General features: G+C 63.4%; 25 protein-coding genes and 1 tRNA gene. 17 read left to right on the top strand and 9 right to left on the bottom strand.

Annotation, left to right across the window (positions count from 1 at the left end; all coding sequences use genetic code 11):
• Window positions 1-80: 80 nt before the first annotated feature.
• From hprK to BTO02_RS02695, 3 genes are all read left to right on the top strand, one after another.
• Window positions 81-1,049 (top strand): HPr(Ser) kinase/phosphatase, encoded by a 969-nt coding sequence (hprK, locus tag BTO02_RS02705; RefSeq protein WP_075155712.1) that lies wholly within the window; start codon window positions 81-83, stop codon window positions 1,047-1,049.
• A gap of 86 nt (window positions 1,050-1,135) precedes the next feature.
• On the top strand, window positions 1,136-2,029 hold the full coding sequence (rapZ, locus tag BTO02_RS02700) for an RNase adapter RapZ (protein ID WP_075155711.1): 894 nt from the start codon (window positions 1,136-1,138) through the stop codon (window positions 2,027-2,029).
• Between the two features lie 39 nt (window positions 2,030-2,068).
• A complete protein-coding gene (locus BTO02_RS02695; RefSeq protein ID WP_075155710.1) occupies window positions 2,069-2,704 on the top strand; it encodes an LON peptidase substrate-binding domain-containing protein in 636 nt (211 codons plus the stop codon).
• A 31-nt stretch (window positions 2,705-2,735) separates the two neighbouring features.
• Here the strand turns inward: BTO02_RS02695 and mutY are convergent, their stop codons facing one another.
• Both mutY and mutM read right to left on the bottom strand, forming a co-directional pair.
• Window positions 2,736-3,824, bottom strand: coding sequence for an A/G-specific adenine glycosylase (gene mutY / locus BTO02_RS02690; protein ID WP_198039174.1), 1,089 nt, complete (start codon window positions 3,822-3,824; stop codon window positions 2,736-2,738).
• Between the two features lie 48 nt (window positions 3,825-3,872).
• A complete protein-coding gene (gene mutM, locus BTO02_RS02685; protein WP_075155708.1) occupies window positions 3,873-4,703 on the bottom strand; it encodes a bifunctional DNA-formamidopyrimidine glycosylase/DNA-(apurinic or apyrimidinic site) lyase in 831 nt (276 codons plus the stop codon).
• A gap of 87 nt (window positions 4,704-4,790) precedes the next feature.
• On the opposite strand from mutM, the gene BTO02_RS02680 reads away from it, so the two are divergent.
• The 8 genes from BTO02_RS02680 to hisC all read left to right on the top strand — a co-directional run bounded on the left by BTO02_RS02680 (window position 4,791) and on the right by hisC (window position 12,126).
• Complete coding sequence (locus tag BTO02_RS02680; protein ID WP_075155707.1) at window positions 4,791-6,653, top strand: tetratricopeptide repeat protein; 1,863 nt, start codon at window positions 4,791-4,793, stop codon at window positions 6,651-6,653.
• Entirely contained in the window at window positions 6,653-7,327 is a 675-nt protein-coding gene (lolB, locus tag BTO02_RS02675) for a lipoprotein insertase outer membrane protein LolB (RefSeq protein ID WP_083614955.1), read from the top strand. The genes BTO02_RS02680 and lolB overlap by 1 nt, the downstream gene beginning before the upstream one ends.
• A gap of 55 nt (window positions 7,328-7,382) precedes the next feature.
• The gene (gene ispE, locus BTO02_RS02670) at window positions 7,383-8,276 is read left to right on the top strand and encodes a 4-(cytidine 5'-diphospho)-2-C-methyl-D-erythritol kinase (protein ID WP_075155706.1); all 894 of its coding nucleotides are present in this window, start codon (window positions 7,383-7,385) and stop codon (window positions 8,274-8,276) included.
• Between the two features lie 52 nt (window positions 8,277-8,328).
• Window positions 8,329-8,405 (top strand) — tRNA-Gln (locus BTO02_RS02665).
• A 47-nt stretch (window positions 8,406-8,452) separates the two neighbouring features.
• Window positions 8,453-9,409 carry a ribose-phosphate pyrophosphokinase gene (locus BTO02_RS02660; RefSeq protein ID WP_075155705.1) on the top strand — a complete coding sequence of 319 codons (957 nt, stop codon included), beginning with the start codon at window positions 8,453-8,455 and terminating at the stop codon, window positions 9,407-9,409.
• A 164-nt stretch (window positions 9,410-9,573) separates the two neighbouring features.
• Window positions 9,574-10,191, top strand: a complete 618-nt coding sequence (locus tag BTO02_RS02655) for a 50S ribosomal protein L25/general stress protein Ctc (RefSeq protein ID WP_075158544.1) — start codon at window positions 9,574-9,576, stop codon at window positions 10,189-10,191.
• 207 nt (window positions 10,192-10,398) lie between these two features.
• Window positions 10,399-11,001: an aminoacyl-tRNA hydrolase gene (gene pth, locus BTO02_RS02650; protein ID WP_075155704.1), complete on the top strand. Its 603-nt coding sequence runs from the start codon at window positions 10,399-10,401 to the stop codon at window positions 10,999-11,001.
• Between the two features lie 48 nt (window positions 11,002-11,049).
• Window positions 11,050-12,126 (top strand): histidinol-phosphate transaminase, encoded by a 1,077-nt coding sequence (gene hisC, locus BTO02_RS02645; RefSeq protein ID WP_075155703.1) that lies wholly within the window; start codon window positions 11,050-11,052, stop codon window positions 12,124-12,126.
• A 46-nt stretch (window positions 12,127-12,172) separates the two neighbouring features.
• Here hisC and BTO02_RS02640 read toward each other — a convergent pair whose 3' ends face one another.
• From BTO02_RS02640 to rsmD, 3 genes are all read right to left on the bottom strand, one after another.
• A complete protein-coding gene (locus tag BTO02_RS02640; protein WP_075155702.1) occupies window positions 12,173-12,430 on the bottom strand; it encodes a YfhL family 4Fe-4S dicluster ferredoxin in 258 nt (85 codons plus the stop codon).
• A 117-nt stretch (window positions 12,431-12,547) separates the two neighbouring features.
• Window positions 12,548-13,054 carry a pantetheine-phosphate adenylyltransferase gene (gene coaD / locus BTO02_RS02635; protein WP_075155701.1) on the bottom strand — a complete coding sequence of 169 codons (507 nt, stop codon included), beginning with the start codon at window positions 13,052-13,054 and terminating at the stop codon, window positions 12,548-12,550.
• A 133-nt stretch (window positions 13,055-13,187) separates the two neighbouring features.
• Entirely contained in the window at window positions 13,188-13,805 is a 618-nt protein-coding gene (gene rsmD, locus BTO02_RS02630) for a 16S rRNA (guanine(966)-N(2))-methyltransferase RsmD (protein WP_075158543.1), read from the bottom strand.
• A gap of 365 nt (window positions 13,806-14,170) precedes the next feature.
• Here rsmD and ftsY point away from each other — a divergent pair, with 365 nt between their 5' ends.
• Window positions 14,171-15,568: a signal recognition particle-docking protein FtsY gene (gene ftsY / locus BTO02_RS02625; RefSeq protein WP_442953451.1), complete on the top strand. Its 1,398-nt coding sequence runs from the start codon at window positions 14,171-14,173 to the stop codon at window positions 15,566-15,568.
• A 41-nt stretch (window positions 15,569-15,609) separates the two neighbouring features.
• Here ftsY and maiA read toward each other — a convergent pair whose 3' ends face one another.
• Window positions 15,610-16,254, bottom strand: coding sequence for a maleylacetoacetate isomerase (gene maiA / locus BTO02_RS02620; RefSeq protein ID WP_075155700.1), 645 nt, complete (start codon window positions 16,252-16,254; stop codon window positions 15,610-15,612).
• Window positions 16,255-16,328: 74 nt separating this feature from the next.
• A complete protein-coding gene (locus BTO02_RS02615) occupies window positions 16,329-17,027 on the bottom strand; it encodes a fumarylacetoacetate hydrolase family protein (protein WP_075155699.1) in 699 nt (232 codons plus the stop codon).
• A gap of 272 nt (window positions 17,028-17,299) precedes the next feature.
• On the opposite strand from BTO02_RS02615, the gene ybiB reads away from it, so the two are divergent.
• On the top strand, window positions 17,300-18,292 hold the full coding sequence (ybiB, locus tag BTO02_RS02605) for a DNA-binding protein YbiB (protein WP_075155697.1): 993 nt from the start codon (window positions 17,300-17,302) through the stop codon (window positions 18,290-18,292).
• Between the two features lie 537 nt (window positions 18,293-18,829).
• Window positions 18,830-20,518 carry a 2-isopropylmalate synthase gene (gene leuA, locus BTO02_RS02595; RefSeq protein WP_075155695.1) on the top strand — a complete coding sequence of 563 codons (1,689 nt, stop codon included), beginning with the start codon at window positions 18,830-18,832 and terminating at the stop codon, window positions 20,516-20,518.
• Between the two features lie 245 nt (window positions 20,519-20,763).
• Here the strand turns inward: leuA and BTO02_RS02590 are convergent, their stop codons facing one another.
• Together BTO02_RS02590 and BTO02_RS02585 are read right to left on the bottom strand one after the other, a co-directional pair.
• The gene (locus BTO02_RS02590) at window positions 20,764-21,147 is read right to left on the bottom strand and encodes a nuclear transport factor 2 family protein (RefSeq protein ID WP_075155694.1); all 384 of its coding nucleotides are present in this window, start codon (window positions 21,145-21,147) and stop codon (window positions 20,764-20,766) included.
• A 45-nt stretch (window positions 21,148-21,192) separates the two neighbouring features.
• Complete coding sequence (locus BTO02_RS02585) at window positions 21,193-21,756, bottom strand: acyloxyacyl hydrolase (protein WP_075155693.1); 564 nt, start codon at window positions 21,754-21,756, stop codon at window positions 21,193-21,195.
• 365 nt (window positions 21,757-22,121) lie between these two features.
• On the opposite strand from BTO02_RS02585, the gene rpoH reads away from it, so the two are divergent.
• From rpoH to BTO02_RS02570, 3 genes are all read left to right on the top strand, one after another.
• A complete protein-coding gene (rpoH, locus tag BTO02_RS02580; protein ID WP_075155692.1) occupies window positions 22,122-23,057 on the top strand; it encodes an RNA polymerase sigma factor RpoH in 936 nt (311 codons plus the stop codon).
• A 341-nt stretch (window positions 23,058-23,398) separates the two neighbouring features.
• Window positions 23,399-23,665 (top strand): cytochrome oxidase putative small subunit CydP, encoded by a 267-nt coding sequence (cydP, locus tag BTO02_RS02575; protein ID WP_075155691.1) that lies wholly within the window; start codon window positions 23,399-23,401, stop codon window positions 23,663-23,665.
• Window positions 23,655-25,244, top strand: coding sequence for a cytochrome ubiquinol oxidase subunit I (locus BTO02_RS02570; protein WP_075155690.1), 1,590 nt, complete (start codon window positions 23,655-23,657; stop codon window positions 25,242-25,244). The genes cydP and BTO02_RS02570 overlap by 11 nt, the downstream gene beginning before the upstream one ends.

Genomic DNA, 25,244 nt, shown 5'->3' with positions numbered 1-25,244 from the left:
ATGGCCCGCGCCGGCCAAACCCACGGCGCACGCGCCGCTGCGAGTAGCAGGCAAGCGGCGCACACCGGAGTCATGGACACATGGATACGTCCAGCATCAACGCCCAAAGCATTTTCGACGACAACGCTGCCACGCTGAAATTGAGCTGGCTGACCGGGCATGAAGGCTGGGAGCGCGGCTTCTCGGCAGAAACGGTTGCAACCGCAACGTCCAGTGCGGACCTCGTCGGCCACTTGAACCTGATCCACCCGAACCGTATTCAGGTGCTCGGCGAAGCCGAAACGAACTACTACCAGCGGCAGTCCGACGAAGACCGCTCGCGCCATATGGCCGAGCTGATCGCGCTCGAGCCGCCGTTCCTCGTGGTGGCGGGCGGGGTTGCCGCGCCGCCGGAACTGGTGCTGCGCTGCACGCGCTCGTCGACGCCGCTCTTCACCACGCCGATGTCGCCGGCTGCGGTAATCGACAGCCTGCGGCTCTACATGTCGCGCATCCTCGCGCCGCGCGCCACGCTGCACGGCGTGTTTCTCGACATCCTCGGCATGGGCGTGCTGCTTACCGGCGACTCGGGCCTCGGCAAAAGCGAGCTCGGCCTCGAGCTGATCAGCCGCGGCCACGGCCTCGTGGCCGACGACGCCGTCGATTTCGTCCGCCTCGGCCCGGACTTCGTCGAAGGGCGCTGCCCGCCGCTGCTGCAGAACCTGCTCGAAGTGCGCGGCCTGGGCCTGCTCGACATCAAGACGATCTTCGGCGAGACCGCGGTGCGCCGCAAGATGAAGCTCAAGCTCATCGTTCAGCTCGTGCGCCGCCCGGACGGCGAATTCCAGCGCCTGCCGCTCGAAAGCCAGACCGTCGACGTGCTCGGCTTGCCGATCAGCAAGGTAACCATCCAGGTGGCGGCCGGCCGCAACCTCGCGGTGCTCGTCGAGGCCGCGGTGCGCAATACGATCCTGCAGCTGCGCGGCATCGACACGCTGCGCGATTTCATGGACCGCCAGCGTCTGGCGATGCAGGATCCCGACAGCCAGTTCCCGGGCAAGCTCATCTGATGCTCAATTGAAGTAACAGGCGGCGGGTGACGGGGGCTGGCGCAAAGACCTGATGCTATGATGAAACGAACCGACCACTCGACCCCATGCGCATCGTCCTGATCACCGGCATCTCCGGCTCCGGCAAGTCTGTTGCGTTGAACGCGCTCGAAGACGCAGGCTATTACTGCGTCGACAACCTGCCCCCGCGTTTCCTGCCCGAACTGGCCACCTACCTCGCCGCCGACGGCTACGACCGCCTCGCCGTGGCGATCGACGCCCGCTCGAGTTCGTCGCTCGACGAAATGCCCGAGATGATCCGCGACCTGTCGCGCGAGCATGACGTGCGCGTGCTGTTTCTCAATGCGAGCACGCAGTCCCTGATCCAGCGCTTTTCGGAAACCCGCCGCCGCCACCCGCTGTCCGGATCGACCTCGCACGACGCCGACGTCGGCCTGCTGACGTCGCTTGCCGAAGCGATCGAGCGCGAACGCGAACTCGTCGCGGGCCTCGCCGAATTCGGGCATCAGATCGACACGAGCAATCTGCGTGCGAATACGCTTCGCGCGTGGGTCAAACGTTTCATCGAACAGGAGCACGGCGGCCTCGCGCTGATGTTCGAATCGTTCGGCTTCAAGCGCGGCGTGCCGCTCGACGCCGATTTCGTTTTCGATGTACGCACGCTGCCGAACCCGTATTACGATCATCTATTGCGGCCGCTGACCGGCCTCGATCAACCCGTCATCGATTTTCTCGACGCGTTGCCGGTCGTGCATCACATGATCGACGACATCGAGGCGTTTCTCGTCAAATGGCTGCCGCACTTTCGCGACGACAACCGCAGCTATCTGACCGTCGCCATCGGCTGCACGGGCGGCCAGCACCGCTCGGTGTTCATTGCAGAGACGCTTGCTGCGCGTCTCAAGGGTCAAGCAAACGTCATCGTGCGGCATCGGGACGCACCGATCGACGTCGACCAATCGTCGAAGCTGGTGGCTTAGCCGGCCGCGCGTGCGCGGCCTTAACCGAAGCGTTGCGCCATGTCCTCTACATCGCCTGTATATGCCGATGTGCCGCTTTTCCCGCTGCACACAGTGCTGTTTCCCGGTGGGCTGTTGCCCCTCAAGATCTTCGAAGCGCGCTATCTCGACATGGTGCGAGGTTGCCTGCGCGACAAGTCGCCGTTCGGCGTGTGTCTGCTGAAAAGCGGCGGCGAGGTGGCCAAGCCGGACGAGCCGTCGGTGCCCGAACCGGTCGGCTGTCTCGCCGAGATCGATCAATGCGACGTCGACGAATTCGGCATACTGCTGATTCGCGCACGCGGGACCGAACGCTTCAGGCTGCTGTCGCACCGCGCCGAACCGAGCGGCTTGCTGGTCGGCATGGCCGACCCGCTCGGCGGCGATGTGCCGCTCGAAGATTCGACGCATGTCGAGAAGTTCGGTGCGTGCGCCGAGGTGCTCGAGCGGATTATCGCGACCATTCGCGAGCGCGATCCGGAAAGCCTGCCGTTTCTCGAACCGTTCCGCTTCGACGACCCGTCGTGGGTATCGAACCGCTTGTCGGAAGTGCTGCCCGTAGCGCTGCGCGCGCGGCAAAAGCTGATGGAGCTGCTCGATGCAGGGGCGCGCATCGATGTCGTGCATCACTATATGCAGCAGCATCAGTTGCTGTAACGACTCTGCCGCTCCTTCCCGCTACTTCCCGCTACAGCAGCGAACCCTGCAATCCGACGAGCAGCTTGCGCACAGGTGCGGGCACGCCATACGCGTCGATATCCGACAGCGCGACCCACGCCGTTTCGCCATCGGCGAGCGCCGCTTGCGCCCCCGCCACGCGATTCAACTCGACGACGCGCGGCTCGATATCGAGCCGAAAATGCGTGAACGTATGCGTGAGCGACGCAAGCGGCGAGACCGTCGCGCTTGCGTCATACGATCGTGCACGCGCCGCGAGCGCCGCTTCGTCGGCGGCTTCCGGCAAACTCCACAGACCGCCCCAGATACCGGACGGGGGACGCTTTTCGAGCATGACCGCGTCGCCGTCGCGCAGCACGAGCATCCACGTGCGACGCGTCGGCACGGCCTTCCTGGGGCGCGCGGCCGGCAGTTCGCGCTGCCTGCCCGTGACGTTCGCCACGCAGTCCGCCGCGAACGGGCAACGCATGCAATCGGGTTTGCCGCGTACGCATAGCGTCGCGCCGAGGTCCATCAGGCCTTGCGTATAGGCACTGACCTCGTCGTTCGTCGCATCCGGCGGCAGCAGCGACTCCGCCAGCACCCACATCGCGTTTTCAACGCGCTTCTCGCCGGGAAAGCCTTCGACACCGAACACGCGCGCAAGCACACGCTTGACGTTGCCGTCGAGAATCGTCGCGCGCGCGCCGAACGCGAACGACGCGATCGCCGCCGCGGTCGAGCGACCGATGCCGGGCAATTCCGCAAGCGCTTCGACCGAGTCCGGAAACACGCCGCCGTGCTGCTCGACGACCACCTGCGCGCAACGATGCAGATTGCGCGCGCGCGAGTAGTAACCGAGCCCGGCCCATAGCGCCATCACATCGTCCGACGGCGCGGCGGCGAGCGACGCGACATCGGGAAAGCGGGCAAGAAACTTCGCGTAGTACGGGATCACCGTCGACACCTGGGTCTGCTGCAGCATGATTTCGGATAGCCAGATGCGATATGCGTCGCGTGTGTTCTGCCACGGCAAGTCGTGACGGCCGTGCTCGCGCTGCCATGCGATCAAGCGCACAGAGAAATCGGTCAAAACGGGTATCGTGGGCGCTACGGACATGGGGTCACTGGGTCAGTGGTTCGTTGGGTCATTCGGTCACTGGACAATTCAGCGCTGACAGGTCGGACAATAGTAAGTGGAACGCTGCCCCTGCACGATCTGTCTGATCGGCGTTTCACATACCCGGCACGGCAGCCCCGCGCGATCATAGACGAAATAATCGAGTTGGAAGTAGCCGCTCTCACCGTCGCTGCCGACGAAGTCGCGCAACGTGCTGCCGCCTTTTTCGATCGCGGCGGCAAGCGTCACGCGCACCGCATCTGCAAGCAGTTCGTAACGCACGAGCGACACGCGGCCCGCGGGCGTGGTCGGCCGGATGCCTGCTCGAAACAAGCTTTCGGAAGCGTAAATGTTGCCCACGCCGACCACGATCTCGCCGGCGAGCAGCGCCTGCTTCACCGATACGGTCCTTCCACGCGTCTTACGATGCATGAGCGCGCCCGTGAAGGCCGGCGCAAACGGCTCGATGCCGAGGCCGGCGAGCAGCGGGTGTTCGAGCACGTCGCCGTCCGACCGCGGATGCCAGAGCACGGCGCCGAAACGGCGCGGGTCGCGAAAGCGCAAGATGAAGTCGTCGAACACCCAGTCGACATGGTCGTGCTTCGCAGCCGCCGGCGGATGCGGCACGTTGCGCAACACGCGCAGCGTGCCCGTCATGCCGAGGTGAACGATGAACCAGCCCTCGTCGATCTCGAACAGCAGATACTTGCCGCGTCGCTCGACATGCTTCACGAGCCGGCCGCGCAGCATGCGCGGCAGATCAGCCGGAATCGGCCAGCGCAGCGCTGCTGTGCGCACCTCCACCCGTTCGACGCGGCGCCCGGCCACATAAGGCTCGATCCCACGGCGGGTGACTTCGACTTCTGGAAGCTCTGGCATGTCTAACGGGTCTGCAACTTGCGCTGTTGGTTATGCGCGTATTGTAGCGAGCGCGTTACAATCGACCGAAACATTGAACGGATTTCCATGAACCTGTCCTTCGTAAAGCTCTTTCTGAAGCGTCCGGCCGAGGCCGGCCGCGAGCCCTACGGCGAGGCGAACCCGGTGCCGCGCGGCGGCTTCGCGCGCCGGCTGATGGCCGCTGCGGCGCTGGCCGCATGGACGCTCGCCGCGTTGCCCGCACATGCGCAGGACCCGTCACCCGATACAGATGACAATTCGGTTTCGGTGCAGGATGCGTTCGGACCGGATGCCGACGAGCAAAAAAATCTTCCGGACGTACCGCTCTCGAGCCAGATCGTATTCCAGGTGCTCGCGGCGGAAGTCGCGTTGCAGCGGAATCAGCCGGCCCCCGCTTATCAGACCTACCTCGCGCTCGCGCGCGACACGCACGACCCGCGCATGGCGCAGCGCGCGACCGAGATTGCCCTCGCGGCGCAGAGCCCGACCGATGCGCTCGCGGCCGCGCAGTTGTGGCAACAGTACGCGCCGGGCTCCGAGCGCGCGGCCCAGCTCGACGCTTCGCTGCTCGTGCTGTCGGGCAAGCCCGATGAAGCCTCACCGCTACTCGCGAACGAACTCGCGAAGATCAAGCCGGAGAATCGCGGCGCCGGCATTCTCTCGCTGCAGTTGCTGATTTCGCGCGGTCCGAACCGCGTCGGCGGCCTGCATGTGCTGCAGGATCTGCTGAAGAACGACATGAATCGGCCCGAAGCGCAACTGGCTATTGCACGCCAGCAGCTGCTCGCCGACGATGCGCCGGGCGCGCGCAAATCGCTCGAACAGGCGCTCGCGCTGAAGCCCGACTATCTGCCCGCCGCGCTGACGCTTGCGCAGATGGGTCCCGAGGAGCGTGCCGAAGGCATTGCGTCGCTCGAAAAATACGTGCAGCAGAATCCGAAGTCGCACGATGCGCGTCTCGCGCTCGCGCAGATGTACCTCGCGAGCGACCGCCTCGACGATGCGCAAAAGCAGTTCGAGTTCATGCACAAGAACGACGCGAACGATCTCACGCCGCTGATGGCGCTCGCGCTGATCAAGATCCAGCAAAAGAACTACCCCGAGGCGAAAACCTACCTGACGCAGTATGTGCAGCAGGCCGACAAGACCCAGGGTGCGGATTCGGGGCAGGCCTACATCTACCTCGCGCAGATCGCTCTCGAACAGAAGGACGAGGCGGGCGCAGCTACTTATCTCGACAAGATTCCGCAGACGAGCCAGCAATACATCCCCGCGCAGATCACGCGTGCGCAACTGCTCGAGAAGCAGGGCAAGCCCGATGAAGCGCGCAAGCTGCTCGCGAATATCCATGCGTTGGACCCGCGCGATCAGGCGTTGATCGCACGCACGGACGCGGCGATCCTGTTCGACGCAAAGCGCTATCAGGAAGCCGAAGCGCGGCTGCAGCAGGCAACGGCCGATTTCCCCGACGACCCCGATCTCACGTACGACTACGCAATGGCCGCCGAAAAGACCGGCCACTACGACGTAATGGAAGCGCAGTTGCGCAAGCTCATGCGCACGCAGCCCGACAATGCGCAGGCGTACAACGCGCTCGGCTATTCGCTCGCGGATCGCAACCAGCGTCTGCAGGAAGCGGACAAGCTCGTCGAGAAAGCCTCGGCGCTCGCGCCGAACGACGCGTTCATCATGGATAGCGTCGGCTGGGTCAAGTATCGCCTCGGCGACAACTCGGATGCGATCAAGATTCTGCGCAAGGCTTACGATCTGCAGCCGAACGCGGAAATCGGCGCGCACCTCGGCGAAGTGCTGTGGAAGAACGGCGATCAGGAACAGGCCAAGGCCGCATGGCGCGAAGCGCGCAAGCTAGAGCCCGATAACGACACCCTTCTCAAGACGCTCAAACGCTTTCAGGTGAACGACCTCTAATGCTTTTTTTCGCGCCTCTTCACGAACTGTTCATCGGGCTTTTCCGTCACCTGCGTAGCACACGAGCGTCGCGTCGCGCGGCGCTCGTCCTTCCCGCTTTCGCTAGCGCCGCGGTTCTCGCGCTCGCCGGTTGTGCGAGTGTGAAGCCGCAAGGTCCGTCCACGTCCAACGCGGCGACGGCCGTCACCGCGCAGACCGCGCATGAATATCGCGGGCGCTTCGCGGTGCAATACGAGGACGGGTACGGTCATCAGCAGAACGCCTATGGCAACTTCGACTGGCGCGAGACCGGCGACACCGTGACCGTCGAACTGCGCAATCCACTCGGGCAGACCATGGCGATCGTCACGTCGTCGCCGTCTTCGGCTACGCTCGAGCTGCCGAACCGTCAGCCGCTCACCGCGGACAACGTGTCGACGCTAATGCAGAATGCGCTCGGGTTCGCCTTGCCGGTCGAAGGATTGCGCTACTGGCTGCAACCGTCCGTTGCGCCGACTTCGCGAGCGAGAACGATGCCCGATCCCGAAGATCCATCGCGTCCGAAGCAGATCGACCAGGACGGCTGGACGATCGACTATGTCGCGTACGCGGACAAGCCCGCCACCGGCGTCAAGCGTGTCGACCTGAACCGCGAGCAGCCTCCGCTGAACATCAAGCTCGTGCTGGACCAATAAAATTACGCAATAGAATGACGCGTTCCCCGAACATCACGCGTCACACTCCGGACTCATGACCGACACGAACGATTCGCTGCGCGATTGCCTCGCTCCGGCGAAGCTCAATGTTTTCCTGCACATCACCGGCCGCCGGCCAGACGGTTACCATCTGCTGCAAACGGTCTTCCAGCTGATCGACTGGGGCGACCGTTTGCATTTCACGCGGCGCGCCGACGGACGCGTCGAGCGCTTGACCGACGTGCCGGACGTTCCCGCCGAAAGCGACCTGACCGTACGTGCCGCGAAGCTGCTGAAGGCACACACGGGTTGCGCCGATGGCGTCGACATCGAAATCGACAAGCGTCTGCCGATGGGCGCGGGACTCGGCGGTGGAAGCTCCGATGCGGCAACCACCTTGCTCGCATTGAACCGGCTCTGGAACCTGAATCTTCCGCGCACCGAACTGCAAGCGCTCGCGCTGCGTCTCGGTGCCGATGTGCCGTTCTTCGTGTTCGGCAAAAATGCGTTCGCCGAGGGTGTCGGCGAGGCGCTTCAGACGGTACAATTGCCGCCGCGTTATTTCCTCGTGGTGAAGCCGGAAGTGCACGTCCCGACCGCGGCGATATTCTCTGAAAAATCGTTGACAAGGGATTCCGAACCCATCACAATTACGGACTTTCTTGCACAGCGAAGCTTCGGATCGGAATGGCCAGACAGTTTTGGCCGGAATGACATGCAGCAAGTTGTCGTGGGAAAATACGCGGAGGTAGCGCAGGTGTTGCGGTGGTTCGAAAGCGTATCGAACAGCATCGCGCCCGCGCGGATGACCGGGTCGGGTGCAAGCGTTTTTGCAGCATTCCGCAGCATCGGCGAAGCAGAAGCGGCACAAGCCGCCTTGCCGGCCGGATGGAACAGCGCAGTAACGGCAAGCCTGGATACGCATCCACTCTTTGGCTTCGCGTCATGAATTTCGCAACGTCGGGTGTTCCTACGCATCCGGCGGCGCTCAAAGTTAGTGTAGGGGAGTCGCCAAGTTGGTTAAGGCACCGGATTTTGATTCCGGCATGCGAGGGTTCGAGTCCTTCCTCCCCTGCCAAAATTTCTCGCAGTTCCTCGCCTCCCACAGCCTGAAGCAGGTGCACGATGAGCAGCCATGACGGCCTGATGGTTTTTACTGGCAACGCGAATCCGGCGCTTGCACAGGAAGTCGTCAAGATTCTCGGTATTCCCCTCGGCAAAGCAATGGTCAGCCGCTTCTCGGACGGTGAGATCCAGGTCGAGATTCAGGAGAACGTGCGAGGCAAGGATGTGTTTGTCCTGCAATCCACGTGCGCGCCGGCAAACGACAATCTGATGGAACTGATGATCATGGTCGATGCGTTGAAGCGCGCTTCGGCCGGCCGCATCACCGCTGCGATTCCCTATTTCGGCTACGCGCGCCAGGATCGGCGCCCACGTTCGGCGCGCGTCGCGATCTCGGCGAAAGTGGTCGCCAACATGCTGGAAATTGCGGGCGTCGAGCGGATCATCACGATGGATCTGCACGCGGACCAGATTCAAGGGTTCTTCGACATCCCTGTCGATAACATCTACGCCACGCCCGTCCTGCTCGGCGATCTGCGCAAACAGAATCACGAAGATCTGCTCGTGGTGTCGCCGGACGTCGGCGGCGTCGTGCGTGCACGAGCACTCGCGAAGCAGTTGAACTGCGACCTCGCGATCATCGACAAGCGTCGTCCGAAGGCGAACATCGCCGAAGTGATGAATATCATCGGTGAAGTCGAAGGCCGCACCTGCGTGATCATGGACGACATGGTCGATACGGCCGGCACGCTGTGCAAGGCGGCGCAAGTGCTGAAGGAACGCGGCGCGAAGCAGGTCTACGCGTATGCAACGCACCCGGTGCTGTCCGGCGGCGCCGGCGAACGAATCTCCGCATCGGCGCTCGACGAACTCGTCGTGACCGATACCATCCCGCTTAGCGAAGAAGCGCGCTCGTGCGCGAAAATCCGTTCGCTGTCGAGCGCGGGCCTGCTTGCCGAAACGTTCTCGCGCATCCGCCGCGGCGATTCGGTGATGTCGCTGTTTGCAGAAAGCTGAACTGAATTTGCGAAGCCGCCGTATCGTTTGACGCGGCGTTTTCGCACAATCGGCGTGAACGAACGAAGGTTCACGCCGTCGAGTCCGGGGCCTCAAGTCGCGTCAAGCACGTCACGCGAGGTCCTTTTCACTGCCTGGTCGCGGGCAGTCGTATGGAGAAGCAAATGAAAGTCGTCGCTTTTGAGCGTAACAAGCAAGGTACGGGTGCGAGCCGCCGCCTGCGCAACACGGGCAAGACCCCGGGTATTGTGTATGGCGCAAGCAGCGAACCGCAATTGATCGAACTCGATCACAACGCGCTGTGGCATGCACTGAAGAAGGAATCGTTCCACTCGTCGATCCTCGATCTGGAAGTGGCCGGCAAGTCGCAGCAAGTGCTGCTGCGCGATGTGCAATACCATCCGTTCCGCCAGATCGTGCTGCACGTTGATTTCCAGCGGGTCGACCCGAACAAGAAGCTGCACACGAGGGTGCCGCTGCACTTCATGAACCAGGAAACCAACCCGGCCGTGAAGCTGTCGGGCGCGGTGATCTCGCACGTCGTGAACGAAATCGAAGTCGAATGTCTGCCGGCCTCGCTGCCGGAGTTCCTCGAAGTCGATCTCGCGAAGATCGAAGCGGGTCAAACGATGCACGCGAAGGACATCGTGCTGCCGGCAGGTGTGTCGCTGACCGCGCATGTCGACGCGGAAAACCCGGTGATCGCATCCGCGACCATCCCGGCTGGTGCAGTTGCAGACGAAGCGGCCTCGGCTGCCGAAGGCGCAGCACCGGCCGCCTGAGTGGCCGCCTGAGCCGCAATCTGCGAGCTATCCTCTCGATCCGTTGCAATGGAACGGACGACGTGACCCGCCGAGGTTCGCCCCGGCGGGTTTTTTTTCGCGATTTTCTGCCGCGAAGTGGACCGTTCCTGTTAATGGTTGGCTATTCGCCAAGCGCGCCACGCCCGCCGAACCCGGCAACCGAAGACCAAGGCTAACCTCGACACCATGATCAAGCTGATCGTCGGACTCGGTAACCCGGGCGCCGAATATTCCGCGACACGCCATAATGCCGGCTTCTGGCTCGTCGACCAGCTCGCGCGCGAAGCCAGCGCGACGCTGCGCGACGAGCGGCGCTTTCACGGCTTCTATACGAAGGCGCGGCTTTACGGCGAGGAAGTGCATCTGCTCGAGCCGCAGACGTATATGAACCGCTCGGGCCAAGCGGTCGTCGCGCTCGCGCATTTCTTCAAGATTCTTCCGGACCAGATTCTCGTCGCGCACGACGAACTCGATCTGCCGCCGGGCACCGTCAAGCTGAAGCTCGGCGGCGGCAGCGGCGGGCACAACGGGCTCAAGGACATTTCCGCGCACCTGACCACGCAGCAGTATTGGCGCTTGCGCATCGGCATCGGGCATCCGCGCGACCTGATCCCGGAAAGCGCGCGCGCCGGCGCGAAGCCCGACGTCGCGAACTTCGTGCTGAAGCCGCCGCGCAAGGAAGAGCAGGATGTGATCGATGCATCGATCGAGCGTGCGCTCGCTGTGATGCCGCATGTGGTCAAAGGTGAACTCGAGCGCGCGATGATGCAGTTGCATCGCAATGGTTAGTGCCGCAGTGCCGACTCGCAGTGCCGACTCGATGCGAAGGAGAATGAATTGAGCCTCTATTGGAGTGACATCGTCCACCGACTCTCGCCGTATGTTCCCGGCGAACAGCCTGCACTCGCGCATCCGGTGAAGCTGAACACCAACGAGAACCCGTACCCGCCGTCGCCTGCGGTGCTCGCCGCGATTCGCCATGAGCTCGGCGAAACCGGCGAGTCGTTGCGCCGCTACCCCGACCCGACCGCGCGCAAGCTGCGCGAGACGGTCGCCGCATATCACGGGCTCGCCGTCGAGCAGGTGTTCGCCGGCAACGGTTCCGACGAAGTGCTCGCGATGACGTTCCAGGCGTTGCTCAAACACGAGCACCCGCTGCTTTTTCCGGACATTACGTACAGTTTCTATCCGACCTACGCGAAGCTCTACGACATCGTCTATCAAACCGTACCGCTCGCCGATGACTTCACAATCTGCGTCGACGACTACGCCGTGCCGAACGGCGGCATCGTGTTCCCGAATCCGAACGCGCCGACCGGTCATGCCTTGCCGCTTGCCGAAATCGAAAAGCTCGTCGCGGCGAATCCGGACTCGGTGGTCGTGATCGACGAGGCGTATGTCGACTTCGGCGCGCAATCGGCTATCGCGCTGATCAACCGGTATCCGAATCTGCTGGTCGTGCACACGGTATCGAAGTCGCGCTCGCTCGCCGGCATGCGCGTCGGCTTCGCGTTCGGCGATGCGAAGCTGATCGATGCGCTCGTGCGCGTCAAGGACAGCTTCAACTCGTATCCGCTCGATCGCGTCGCACAAGCGGCCGTGACCGCCGCCTACACGGACGAAGCATGGTTCCGCGACTGTCGCGCGAAGGTCATTGCGAGCCGCGAACGGCTGTCAGCGGGATTGACGGCGTTGGGATTCGACGTCGTGCCGTCGGCGGCGAACTTCGTGTTCGCGCGCCGCCCAGGTCACGATGCCGCGACGCTTACAGCGCGCCTCAGGGAAAAGGAAATCTTCGTGCGGCACTTCAAGCTGCCGCGTATCGATCAGCATCTGCGGATTACGATCGGGACCGATGCCGAATGCGATACGTTGCTTGCCGCGTTGAAGGAGCTGCTCAACGGCGCCGCGTAGTTCGCGGCGCGCGCGCGATCCTCGATCTCCAGATCGGATCGCGCGCTCACGCGCCCTTCGCCGCCTGCAGCGCGCGATACTTGACCATCAACTGTTCCGGCGATTCCGCATGTTGCGGATCGCGCGGAATGCACTCGACCGGGCACACCTGCTGGCATTGCGGTTCATCGAAGTGGCCGACGCATTCGGTGCATTTGGTCGCGTCGATCACGTAGATATCGGGGCCCATCGAGATTGCGTCGTTTGGGCATTCGGGCTCGCAGACGTCGCAGTTGATGCACTCGTCGGTAATTATCAGGGCCATACCTGCCTCACTTGCTGCCTGTCACTTCCTCGCGTCGATGCCGGCGAAATCTCATGGACACAGCGCCAGCCGGTAACGCGTCAAAACCCGTAGTTTACGCGCTTCGGCCGCATTCGTTCAGGGCTGGCTCGCCTGCTGCGCCAGATTTTCCGCAACCTTGTCCTGCAGACGCTTTTCGACCGACGGGAACACGAACTTGCTGACATCGCCGCCCAGTTGCGCGATCTCACGCACGATCGTGCCCGAAATGAACTGGTATTGATCAGACGGCGTCATGAACATCGTCTCGACATCCGGCAGCAGATAGCGGTTCATGCCGGCCATCTGAAACTCGTACTCGAAGTCCGACACGGCGCGCAGACCGCGCACGATCACGCGCGCGTTGTTGCTGCGTACGAAATCTTTTAGCAGCCCCGTGAAGCTCGCAACCTGCACGTTCGGATAGTGGCCGAGCACTTCATGCGCTATGTCGAGGCGCTCGTCGAGCGTGAAGAACGGCCGTTTGTTGCGGCTGTCGGCGACGCCCACGACGAGCGTGTCGAAGATGCTCGACGCACGCCGAACGAGGTCTTCGTGACCGCGCGTGAGCGGATCGAACGTACCCGGGTACACGGCGACTACCATGGACTTCTCCTCTGTTCCGTCAGACTGAAGGGCGCCGTCCGGGTGCGCTGCCCGCGCAGGCAATAGAACCGCTGGGTGCGGCGTCCGGCTTCGACGCGTGGGCCGTTATCCGGCACTTGTAATCGAACGCGCATTATTCCTCATTTTCGCGCTGCAGCAAATGATAGTGGACCGCGCCGGCCTTGCCGTGCCGGACGATCGTCCATCCGGCCAGCGCCGGTGTCTGTTCGATCGCCAGCGCTTCTCCTGTTTCGACATAGACGGAACCGCCAGCCGCGACGAGCGGCAAAGCGAGTTCAAGCGCACGGTCCAGCAGATTCTCGCCGAACGGCGGGTCGAGAAACACGACGTCGAACGATCCGGGCGCGAGGCCCGCCGCAAGCCGCAGCGCATCGGCTTCGGCAACTTCGACCGAGCGCGCGCCGAGCTTCGCCTGGATCGCGCGCAACTGAGCGGCTGCGCGCGCGTTGCGCTCGACCATCAGCACGCGCGCGGCGCCGCGCGAAGCGGCCTCGAAACCGAGCGCGCCGCTGCCGGCGAACAGATCGAGGCAGCGTTGCCCGTCGAGACGTTGGCCGAGCCAGTTGAAAAGCGTTTCGCGGACGCGATCGGGCGTCGGCCGCAAACCGTCGAGATCGAGCACCGGGAGCGGTGTGCGCTTCCAGTCGCCGCCGATGATACGGATCGTATGAGCAGGGCCGCGTCCGGGCGGCGGCGCGCTGCGCGCGCGGGATGAGGAAAGACGGGACATGTAAGTGAAGTCGCTGAACGGGTGCCGGCCGCGCATCGCTCGCGGGCCGGAGCGCTCACGTTACCACATGGGTCGGCAGCAACTCGCTGCCACGCGAGCGCGGCTGCGCCTGATAAAATGTCACGCTTGCGCGCGCAGCATTCCGCAGAGCGTTACCGTTGCACCGGATCCGCCGCGCCCGAATTCATTTGCTCGCATCGATGCCACACCACGATGCGCATGCGCCCCCCCGTCGCCGGAAATGCCGGCTCGCCTCTCCAATACGCCAGCACATGTTCAGCTTTCTCAAACGATTCAGGGGTTCCAAAGCGTCCGACAATGCGCCGGCCGAATCGCCGAACGCAGCCGACGCGGCAACGCCCGACGTGCCGGCCGATGCCGCCCCGGTAACCGAAACGCCGGTTCAGCCCGCGATCGAAGCACGCGCCGATGTCGCGCAAGCGCCGGCACAAGCCGCGCAACCCGTGCAGCTCGCGCCACAGCCGGCGCGCCCTATTGCGCCGCAAGCCGCGCCGGCGCCTGTTGCCGGCACGCAAGCGTTCGCACCCGCGTCGGTCGAACCCGTCGCGCCGCCGCGGGCCGAGCCACAGCGCACGGAACCCGAGCACACGCAAACGCAGCCGCAGCCGCAGACGTCGCAGAGCCCGCAAGCGCAACCGCAAGCGCATCCACAAACTCAGCCACAACCTCGAGCGCCGTTCCAGCCGGCACCTCCGGTCGCCCGCGAACCAGAGCGCCCTGCCATTGGGCCGGCTGCCACGGCGCGCGCGCCTGAAGCGCCCGTTGTGTCTGAATCCTCGGACACATCGACCGCCTACGAAACCGTCGAAATCGTCCCGCCGCCCGCGCCCGAACCGGCCGCGAAGCGCTCGTGGCTTACGCGCCTGAAGAGCGGCCTGTCGAAGACGAGTTCGAGCATCACGGGCATTTTCGTCGGCGCGAAAATCGACGAGGAACTGTACGAAGAGCTCGAAACCGCGCTGCTGATGTCCGATGCAGGCGTCGACGCAACCGAATATCTGCTCGAAACGCTGCGCGAAAAGGTGCGCGCCGAGCGTCTCACCGACCCGCAACAGGTGAAGGCCGCGTTGCGCGAGCTGCTGGTCGGCCTGCTGAAACCGCTCGAAAAATCGCTGATGCTCGGCCGCGCCCAGCCGCTCGTGATGATGATCGCCGGCGTCAACGGCGCAGGCAAAACCACGAGCATCGGCAAACTCGCGAAGCATCTGCAGCGCTTCGATCAATCGGTGCTGCTCGCCGCCGGCGACACGTTCCGCGCGGCCGCGCGCGAGCAGCTCGCAATCTGGGGCGAGCGCAACAACGTGACGGTCGTCTCACAGGAAAGCGGCGACCCGGCCGCGGTCATTTTCGATGCGGTGGGCGCGGCGCGCGCGCGCAAGATCGACGTGCTGATGGCCGACACTGCGGGGCGTCTGCCGACGCAGCTGCATCTGATGGAAGAACTGCGCAAGGTCAAACGCGTGATCGGCAAGGCACTCGACGGCGCGCCGCACGAAGTGCTGCTCGTGATCGATGCGAATACCGGCCAGAACGCGCTCGCTCAGGTCAAGGCATTCGACGACGCGCTCGGCCTTACCGGCCTCATCGTGACCAAACTCGACGGCACCGCGAAAGGCGGCATTCTCGCCGCGATTGCGCGGCAGCGGCCGGTGCCCGTGTATTTCATCGGCATCGGCGAAAAGGTCGAGGATCTGCAGCCGTTCAGCGCAGAGGAATTCTCGGACGCGCTGCTTGGCAGCTAGGCGGATCGGCGGCTCACCAACGCCGCCTTCCCAACCGATGTTCACTCCGCGTCGGGTTGCGCACCCGGCGCCGCGTCCGCGAACGCGCTCAATTGCATCGCGTGATCGTTAATCCGGCGAATGGTCGGAAACGCGCTCATATCGACGTTGAAGCGATCGGCGTTGAACACCTGCGGAATCAGACACGCATCGGCAACGGTCGGCGCATCGCCGAAACAGAACGCACCGGTGCGGCGGCTCGCGACCAGATGTTCCTCGAGCGCCGTAAAGCCCGACGCGATCCAGTGCCGATACCACGCGTCCTTCACGTCGTCGTTCGCGCCGACCGTGCGCTTCAGATACTTGAGCACGCGCAGGTTGTTGACCGGATGGATTTCGCACGCAACCTGCAGCGCAACGCCGCGCACGAACGCACGCTCGACCGGCGAGCCCGGCAGCAGCGGCGGCTGCGGATGCGTCTCCTCGAGATATTCGATGATCGCGATCGACTGCTGCAGCACGTTGCCGTTGTCGATCAGCGTCGGCACGACCGCGTCGTGATTGAGTTCGCGGTACGCGCCGGCGAACTGCTCGCCGCCGTTGCGCAACAGATGCACCGGCAGATATTCGTACGGCAGCTTCTTCAGATTGAGCGCAATCCGCACGCGGTACGCGGCGGAACTGCGAAAGTAGCTGTACAGCTTCATTTGATGTCTCCCCTCCCTGCCTGCAGCGAAACGCGGCTGCTACGTCGCGGTTTCGCTGCCCATGCGCCGCGCTATCAAACGAGGCGCACGCTGAACTCGCCGAGCCCGTCGACGCCACCCTTCATCAGATCGCCCTTCACGACTGCGCCGACCCCTTCCGGCGTACCCGTGAAAATCAGGTCGCCCGGCTGCAGTTCGAACAGCGTCGACAGATAGGCGATCGTCTCAGCCACCGACCAGATCAGTTGCGACACGTCCGAGCGCTGCTTCTCGTTGCCGTTCACCGACAGCCAGATCGCGCCCTTGCCGATATGACCGACCTTCGACGCCGGATGGATCGGCCCCATCGGTGCCGAGTAGTCGAAGCCCTTGGCCGTATCCCACGGACGGCCGAGCTTTTTCGCTTCGGCCTGCAGATCGCGGCGCGTCATATCGAGGCCGAGCGCGTAGCCGTATACGTGATCGAGCGCGCTGTCGACGGAGATATCTTTGCCCGCCTTGCCGATCGCCGCGACCATTTCCATTTCGAAATGCAGGTTGCTGGTCTGCGACGGATACGGCATTTCACCGGTTGCGCCGGGCGCGACGTACAGCACCGCATCGGCCGGCTTGCAGAAGAAGAACGGCGGTTCGCGATCCGGGTCGTGCCCCATCTCGCGCGCGTGCGCCTCGTAATTGCGGCCGACGCAGTAGATGCGACGCACCGCGAACTGGTCGTCCGACCCGACCACCGGCACGCCGACGATCGGCGCCGGCGTAATGACGTAACCCATTCCGTTCTCCGATATTCATGAAGCCGCGCATGCGGCGATAAAAACGACAAAGCAGCGAGTTTAACGCGCTGATATATCCGACGCTTGACGCAGAGCTTTCTGCAGACGAAACGGCTCGTGCGGCGTGGCTCGTTGCGGCGCGCGACCGCGAGCGATGCAACCGGTCGTGCGGCGATGCCCGGCGTCGGCTTCGTCCGCGTGAGACGAACCACGCGTCATGCGATACTCGACCTGCAAGCGCCCCACCGTCACTACAAGACCTCCATCCGCAGATGAACGATTCCGCCGCTACCGAGTTGTCCCCCTTTCCGTGCGCCCGCTTTATCAAGGAGATCGGGCGCGGACCGCATGGCGCCCGCGCGCTCGCACCCGAAGATACGCAGGCGCTCTACAGCGCGATGCTCGACGGCCGCGTGCCCGAGCTCGAACTCGGCGCCGTGCTGCTCGCTTATCGCCTGAAAGGCGAGACCGCCGAGGAACTGGCCGCCATGCATGCGGCCGCGCATGCATCGTTCGAGCCGATCCGCGTGACGCAAGATGCAGCCAACGCCGTGTCCGCCGTTTCGATTCCGAGCTACAACGGCGCGCGCAAGCAGCCGAACCTCGTGCCGCTGCTCGCGCTGCTGCTCGCGCGCGAGGGCGTGCCGGTGCTCGTGCACGGCGTGACCGAAGACCCGGGCCGCGTGACGAGCGCCGAAATCTTCGCCCGTCTGCAGGTTGCCGCCGCCCAGACGCACAGCGAGATCGAGGACGCGCTCGCCGCGCGCCGCGTCGCCTTCGCGCCGATCGAGACGCTCGCGCCGAAGCTCGCGCGACTGCTTGCGCTGCGACGCCGGATGGGCGTGCGCAACTCGACGCATACGCTCGTGAAGATCCTGCAGCCATTCGCGCAGCCGGGGCTGCGGCTCGTCAACTACACGCATCCGCCGTATCGCGAGAGCCTCACGGAGCTGTTCGTCACGCATCCGGACGTGGCCGCGGGCGGCGCATTGCTCGCACGCGGCACAGAAGGCGAGGCCGTCGCCGACACGCGTCGCCAGGTCCAGATCCACTGGCTGCACGACGGACGGTGCGAAACGCTCGTCGCACCCGAGCGCTCGTCGACCGATGCGCCGGTCGTCGATCTGCCTGAAGCCCGCGACGCGGCGACCACGGCCGCGTGGATCGAAGACGTGTTGCGCGGCGCCGCGCCGGTGCCCAGCGCGATTGCGCGTCAGATCGACGTGATCGCGGGCATCGCGAAGCAGGCGGCGGATCGAGATTGAGACCCGGCGGGCGTGCTCGCAGCGCTCGTGCGGCTGCTGTTGCGCCGCTTTGTCGCTGAATCGTCAGTTGACATCGGGGCGCCCGCTCGCTTACATTCGCACAATGCGTTCAATCCTGAACCCCCTCCGAATTACCATCGGTCGCCTAGCGCGGCCCCTATCGCTACGTCTAGCGTAAGCAAGGCGTAGCGCCGCGTTTGCCCAGGACTCCCGTCCGATAGCTCCCGCGGTCCTCCCTGTAGTTTCAGCTGTATCCCCACCGTAGTTCTTCACAACCTGTAGTCGTCTGTGCTCGCCCGAATACCGTTCGGACGAGTCGCGAGGGTCAAATGCACACTGCATGCGCTCTGTTGTCGAACGTTGCCGGCGTCACCATCGCCATCGCGTTCCCGACGTCCTTGTTCGTCCGCGCCCGTTCGTTGCTGCCGCTAGCGCCGGCTTCGACCACGCACGCGCGGATCGTGCATCCGTCGCACCCGGCCAGCCGCCGGACGCGACACCCCATCGCATACGACTGAACGAACAAGGCTACCCATCATGTTGAGCAACCCTGCCGAGAAATACCGTCCCTTCCCCGCTGTCCGTTTGAACGGCCGCAAATGGCCGAGCCGCACGATCGCGCACGCGCCGATCTGGATGAGCACCGACCTGCGCGACGGCAACCAGTCGCTGATCGAGCCGATGAGCATTGCGCAGAAGCTCGAATTCTTCGAGATGCTCGTGGCGATCGGCTTCAAGGAAATCGAAGTCGGATTTCCGTCCGCATCGCAGACCGACTTCGATTTCATTCGCAAGCTGATCGACGAGTCGCGCATCCCCGACGATGTGACGGTCGAAGTGCTCGTGCAGTCACGCGAGGATCTGATCGCGCGCACCTTCGAGGCGCTCGAAGGCGCGCCGCGCGCGATCGTGCATCTGTACAACGCGATCTGCCCGTCGTTCCGCAAGATCGTGTTCAACCAGACGAAGGAGCAGGTGAAGGCGCTCGCCGTCGAAGGCACGCGGCTCATCCGCGAGTACGCCGACGCGCGGCCGCATACGCGCTGGACCTATCAGTACTCGCCGGAAACCTTCAGCATGACCGAGCTCGCGTTTGCGCGCGAAGTGTGCGACGCGGTCGCGCAGACATGGCGGCCGACGCGCGAGCACAAGATGATCGTGAACCTGCCCGCCACCGTCGAAGCGGCCACGCCGAATGTCTACGCGGACCAGATCGAATGGATGGACCGCAATCTCGGCTACCGCGACAGCATCGTGCTTTCGGTACATCCGCATAACGATCGCGGCACCGCGGTCGCGGCCGCGGAGCTCGCGCTGATGGCCGGCGCCGATCGCATCGAAGGGTGCCTGTTCGGCAACGGCGAGCGCACCGGCAACGTCGATCTCGTCACGCTCGCGCTGAACCTTTATACGCAGGGCATCGATCCGGGCCTCGATTTCTCCGATATCGACGCCGTGCGCCGTGTCGTCGAGCGATGCAATCAGATTCCCGTGCATCCGCGCCATCCGTACGCGGGCGACCTCGTCTACACCGCCTTCTCGGGCTCGCACCAGGATGCGATCCGCAAGGGCTTTTCGCAGCAGGCGCCCGATGCGGTGTGGGAAGTGCCGTATCTGCCGATCGATCCGGCCGACGTCGGGCGCAGCTACGACGCGGTGATTCGCGTCAACAGCCAGTCGGGCAAAGGCGGGGCCACCTATCTGCTCGAGCGCGCGATGGGCTTCGCGCCGCCGCGCCGTGTGCAGATCGAGTTCAGCCATGCGGTGCAGGCGGTCGCGGACCAGTCGGGCGCCGAAGTCAGCGCGGAAGCGATCTGTGCACTTTTCGCGCGCGAATACCTCGAGGTTGCCGGGCCTGCGCGGCGTGTCGATGCGCAGAGCGTGCATTGGGAAGGCCGCGCGATTCGCATCGGCGCGGCAACGGCAGCGACCGTGGCGGAAACACGGGCAGCCGCCGGCGGCACGCACGACGCCTACGCGCGACATATCGCCGGCGAAATCGCCACGGCGGCCGGACGGCACATCGAAGTCACCTCATGCGAAACCGTGCGCGCGACCGATGGCCGGGTCGCCGTCTTCGTAGGCTGTCGCGTCGACGACGATACGCTTCGGCACGGCGCCGGCATCGCCGACGACGAGGCGACGGCGATCATCGATGCAGTGGTTAGCGCAATCAACCGCTGCGCCGCGTGGCTGTCGCCCGAGCCGATCAGGGTTGCGGCCTGAGGTCGCGTCGACACGCGTACGAAACGAAGACGGGGCGTCGGGAGAGACTGAAGCAGGCAGGCGGCGCACCAAGGTGCACTCGGGAAGCGTGAATGAAGCGTGAATGAAGCGGGAAGAAAGCGCGACGCGGGCAGTTCCGATCGGATTGCCGCGCGTAAATGGTCCGTCCATAAGACGCGACCGGAACAGCAGTGACAGCGTGAACAAGGAAATCGGCCATCCGCAACGGGAGCACCCGCCCGTCGTCACTCGAGCGCGCAGCGCGTCGCCTGCCAGGCAATCAGCCGCCACTGCCCTTCTTCCTGAGCCTGGATCGCGGTGTAAGCAATCGGAAAGAGTAATGCGCCGTTGTTCGCTTCCATTTCGATCAACGCGCGCCCGGTGACCACACAGGTTTCGCGCCCGACCGGCAGCACGTCCTGCGACTGGATCTCGATCTGGCGATAGCGACGGCGGCCCGCGGTGATTGCGTCGATGAACTGCTGCTTCGTCTCGCGTTTGCCGTTCGTATGGACGTAGATCACGCTATCCGACAGCAACGCGTCGAGCTGCGGCCCATTGCCGTCGACCATCGCCCGAAAGCGCTCGCGTTCGAGCCCGCGAATCGCCTCGATCACTTTAGCGGCCATCGCATTCGCCCCCTTCACCGACGGAGCCGAAAGCGGCCGCGGTTGTCAGAAGTTGTACTGCACGTAGATTTGCTGAAAATTTATACCAGGATTGGGCTCTTTGATACTCGCGTTGGACAGGTGCTGAAAGCGATAGCCGACCTGGTAATGCTGTTTCTCGCCGAGGCCGAAGCCAACCCCCACCATATCCGCGAACTGGAACGCGGAACTCATCGTGAAATTGGTGGATTGCCGCGCGTGGGTAAGCAGTCGAACGCCGATACCGGCTTCGAGGTACGGCCGTATCCATCCGCTCGTCTTGATGAATCGGACGACCGGCGTGACACCGAATTCCCCGATGTTCCTGTTGACGTTGCCTTCGCCGGTATTCCACCAGGCCGCGTGCGCCTCGCCGACCAGCGAGAAATGCCAGTCTCCCATTTGCCACCAGGTCAGGTTGGGGTCCCACACGAAACCGAGGTCGACCTTGCTCGTGTGGCGATCGGCCCAGCCGCCCGCTATCTGAACGCCAAACTGATCAGCCGCCGCAGCTCCGGATAGACCGAGAAAAGTGGCTGCGCAAACACTTTTTAGTACCAGATCACGCCAAAACTCTTTGTTTTCGTTCATCTTGCGCCCTGAATTTGGCAGGTTGAACCTTAAGTGGAATGAAGAGCAAAGCGACTTATTATCGAGACAGCAGCATGTATCGTTCCCTATATATGCCGCCCACCGCCGCCACGGGATTTTGCGGTTTGCATACGGATCATGCGCCTCATATGTCCACAACCGCAGTGCGGATGAATCCTAACCTGCTAGGGCAAATTTCGCAGGCAGGGTACAATACTATTGAGAATTAGGTTTCAATAGGAAAAACGGGAACTTGGATGACCCTAGGGCCTCTAAGTGTTAGCACTCGGTAGACTTGAGTGCTAACATCCATGGTGGCGCCGCTTAAAACACGGCGTTTTGTCTGACCCAAAGGAGTACGCTACGTGAGTAACGCAATGACCCTTCCGAATACTCTCAGCCCGTTGTCGGCTAAGGCCGGCTCGGCAGGTGCACTGACGCTCGCGCACGCTTCTCTTCTGCCCGGGCAGCTGGGCAATATCGACGCCTACATCCAGGCCGTGAACCGGATTCCGATGCTGACGCCGGCAGAAGAGCGGCAATTCGCGACGGAGTTCCGCGAGCAGAACAATCTCGAGTCCGCGCGGCGGCTCGTTCTGTCGCACCTGCGGCTCGTGGTGTCGATCGCACGCAATTACCTCGGCTATGGCCTGCCGCATGCGGACCTGATTCAGGAAGGCAACATCGGTCTGATGAAGGCGGTCAAGCGCTTCGATCCCGAGCAGAACGTACGTCTCGTCTCGTACGCCATGCACTGGATCAAGGCCGAGATCCACGAATACATCCTGCGCAACTGGCGTATGGTGAAGGTCGCCACGACGAAGGCGCAGCGCAAGCTGTTCTTCAATCTGCGCAGCCACAAGCAGGGTTTGCAGGCGTTCACGCCGGACGAAATCGAAGGCCTCGCGAAAGAGCTGAACGTGAAGCGCGAGGAAGTCGCGGAGATGGAAACGCGTCTGTCCGGTGGCGATGTCGCGCTGGAAGGACAGATCGAGGACGGCGAAGAGTCGTTCGCGCCGATCGCCTACCTCGCGGACTCGCACAGCGAGCCGACGGCGGTGCTGGCCCAGCGCCAGCGCGACAAGCTGCACAGCGACGGCATCGCTTCCGCGCTGGAGTCGCTCGACGCGCGCAGCCGCCGGATTATCGAAGCGCGCTGGCTGCAAGTCGAAGACGATGGCTCGGGCGGCTCGACGCTGCACGAACTGGCGGATGAATTCGGCGTATCGGCGGAACGGATCCGTCAGATCGAAGCAAGTGCGATGAAGAAGATGCGCAGTGCGCTCGCTGAATACGCATAACGCATGAATGCCGGGCTCGGCCCCGGCACACACCTACCCGCAACAACGAAGGTTCGCCCGAACATTCGTTAGCGCACTCGGAAAGCCCCGCCCTCGAACGACCGGCGGGGCTTTTTTGTCTCCGCTCGCATCACATCCGCATCCTCGACGTTGCGCACGTTGCGTTTCCTTGACCTGGCGCAATCCGGATCGCAATACTTCTATCGTAAGGATGCCTTCGCGACTTCATGCCGCAGCGCATTCCACGCGCGACGGCAAACGCGCTCCTAGAATCGTTATGCATCCGGCAAGCGCCACGCGTCGACGCGCAGGCGGCCGGGTGACGTCGTTGTCAACCGATCATGACCATCACGCTGAATCTCAGGAACCCAATGCGAGCCGCATCGTGGACATGGACGCGCATCGCAGGCTGGGCGCGCGGCCCGACCTTCGCACGCGATATCGCGATCGTCCTCGCCATCAAGTTTGCATTGCTGTTCGCGCTCAAGTTTGCATTTTTCAACCATCCGCAGGCGCAGCACATGTCGCTGCCGCCTGAACAAGTCGCACAGGCACTACTGTCGGTGCCCGCATCGAATCCGTCCGAAGGTGATCACCATGCCCGTTAGCGAAGTCGTCGATCTTTCGCGTCTTCAGTTCGCCGTTACGGCGCTCTACCATTTTCTGTTTGTACCGCTCACGCTCGGGCTGTCGTGGCTGCTTGTGATCATGGAGTCGGTCTACGTGATGACCGGCAAACAGATCTACAAGGATATGACCCAGTTCTGGGGCAAGCTCTTCGGCATCAACTTCGCAATGGGCGTCACCACCGGTCTCACGCTCGAATTCCAGTTCGGCACGAACTGGTCGTACTACTCGCATTACGTCGGCGACATTTTCGGCGTGCCGCTTGCCGTCGAAGGACTGATGGCCTTCTTCCTCGAATCGACGTTCGTGGGGCTCTTCTTCTTCGGCTGGAACCGGCTGTCGCGGGTCCAGCATCTGATCATCACGTTTCTCGTCGCGCTCGGCTCGAACCTGTCGGCGCTGTGGATTCTCGTGGCGAACGGCTGGATGAACAACCCGGTCGGCGCCGAATTCAACTATGAAACGATGCGCATGGAGCTCGTGAACCTGTTCGACGTCGTGTTCAATCCGGTTGCGCAGGTGAAGTTCGTGCATACGGTGTCGGCCGGCTATGTGACCGCTTCGATGTTCGTGCTCGGCGTGTCGTCGTGGTATCTGCTCAAGCGCCGCGATACGGAATTTGCGTTGCGCTCGTTTGCGATCGCCGCCGGCTTCGGCCTCGCGTCTACGCTTTGCGTGATCGTGCTCGGCGACGAATCCGGCTATCGCACGGGCGAAGTGCAGCAGGTCAAGCTTGCGGCGATCGAATCGGAATGGGAGACGTCGCCGGCGCCCGCGCCGTTTACGATCATCGGCATCCCGAATCAAAAGGAAGAGCGAACCGACTACGCGATCCGTATCCCGTATGCGCTCGGCCTGATCGCGACGCGTTCGCTCGACGAGCCCGTGGTCGGCCTGAAAGAGCTGATGGCGCGTCACGAAGTGCGCATCCGCAACGGCATGATCGCGTACGAAGCGTTGCAGAAACTGAAACAGGGCGATACCAGCGATGAAGTGCGCGCCGCGTTCGACGCGCACAAGGCCGATCTCGGCTACGGCCTGCTGCTCAAGCAATTCACACCGAACGTGACGGACGCTACGTCCGAGCAGATCCAGCAGGCTGCGAAGAAAACGATTCCGCCTGTCGCGCCCGTATTCTTTTCGTTCCGTCTGATGGTCGGTCTCGGCATCCTGTTTCTCGCGACGTTCGTGCTTGCATTCTGGTTCTGCGCACAACGCTCGCTGCTGCTCGAAAAACGCCGCTGGTTTCTGCGCTGGGCCGTCTGGGCGATTCCGCTGCCGTGGCTCGCCGCCGAATTCGGCTGGATCGTCGCCGAAGTCGGCCGCCAGCCATGGACGATCGCCGGCATTCTGCCGACGTCGCTGTCCGCTTCGAGTCTCGCGCCGAGCGATCTGTATCTGAGCCTCGCGGGCTTTGTCGTGTTCTACACGGCGCTTTTCATCATCGAGATCATGCTGATGTTCAAGTACGCGCGGCTCGGTCCGTCATCGTTGCATACCGGGCGTTATCACCACGAGTTGCCCGGTCAGCAGCCGGTCAACGTGAAGACGGCCGTCTGA

It is taken from the genome of Paraburkholderia sp. SOS3 (genome assembly GCF_001922345.1).
Taxonomy (GTDB): Bacteria; Pseudomonadota; Gammaproteobacteria; order Burkholderiales; family Burkholderiaceae; genus Paraburkholderia.
This window is presented reverse-complemented; position numbering and strand designations above follow the sequence as displayed.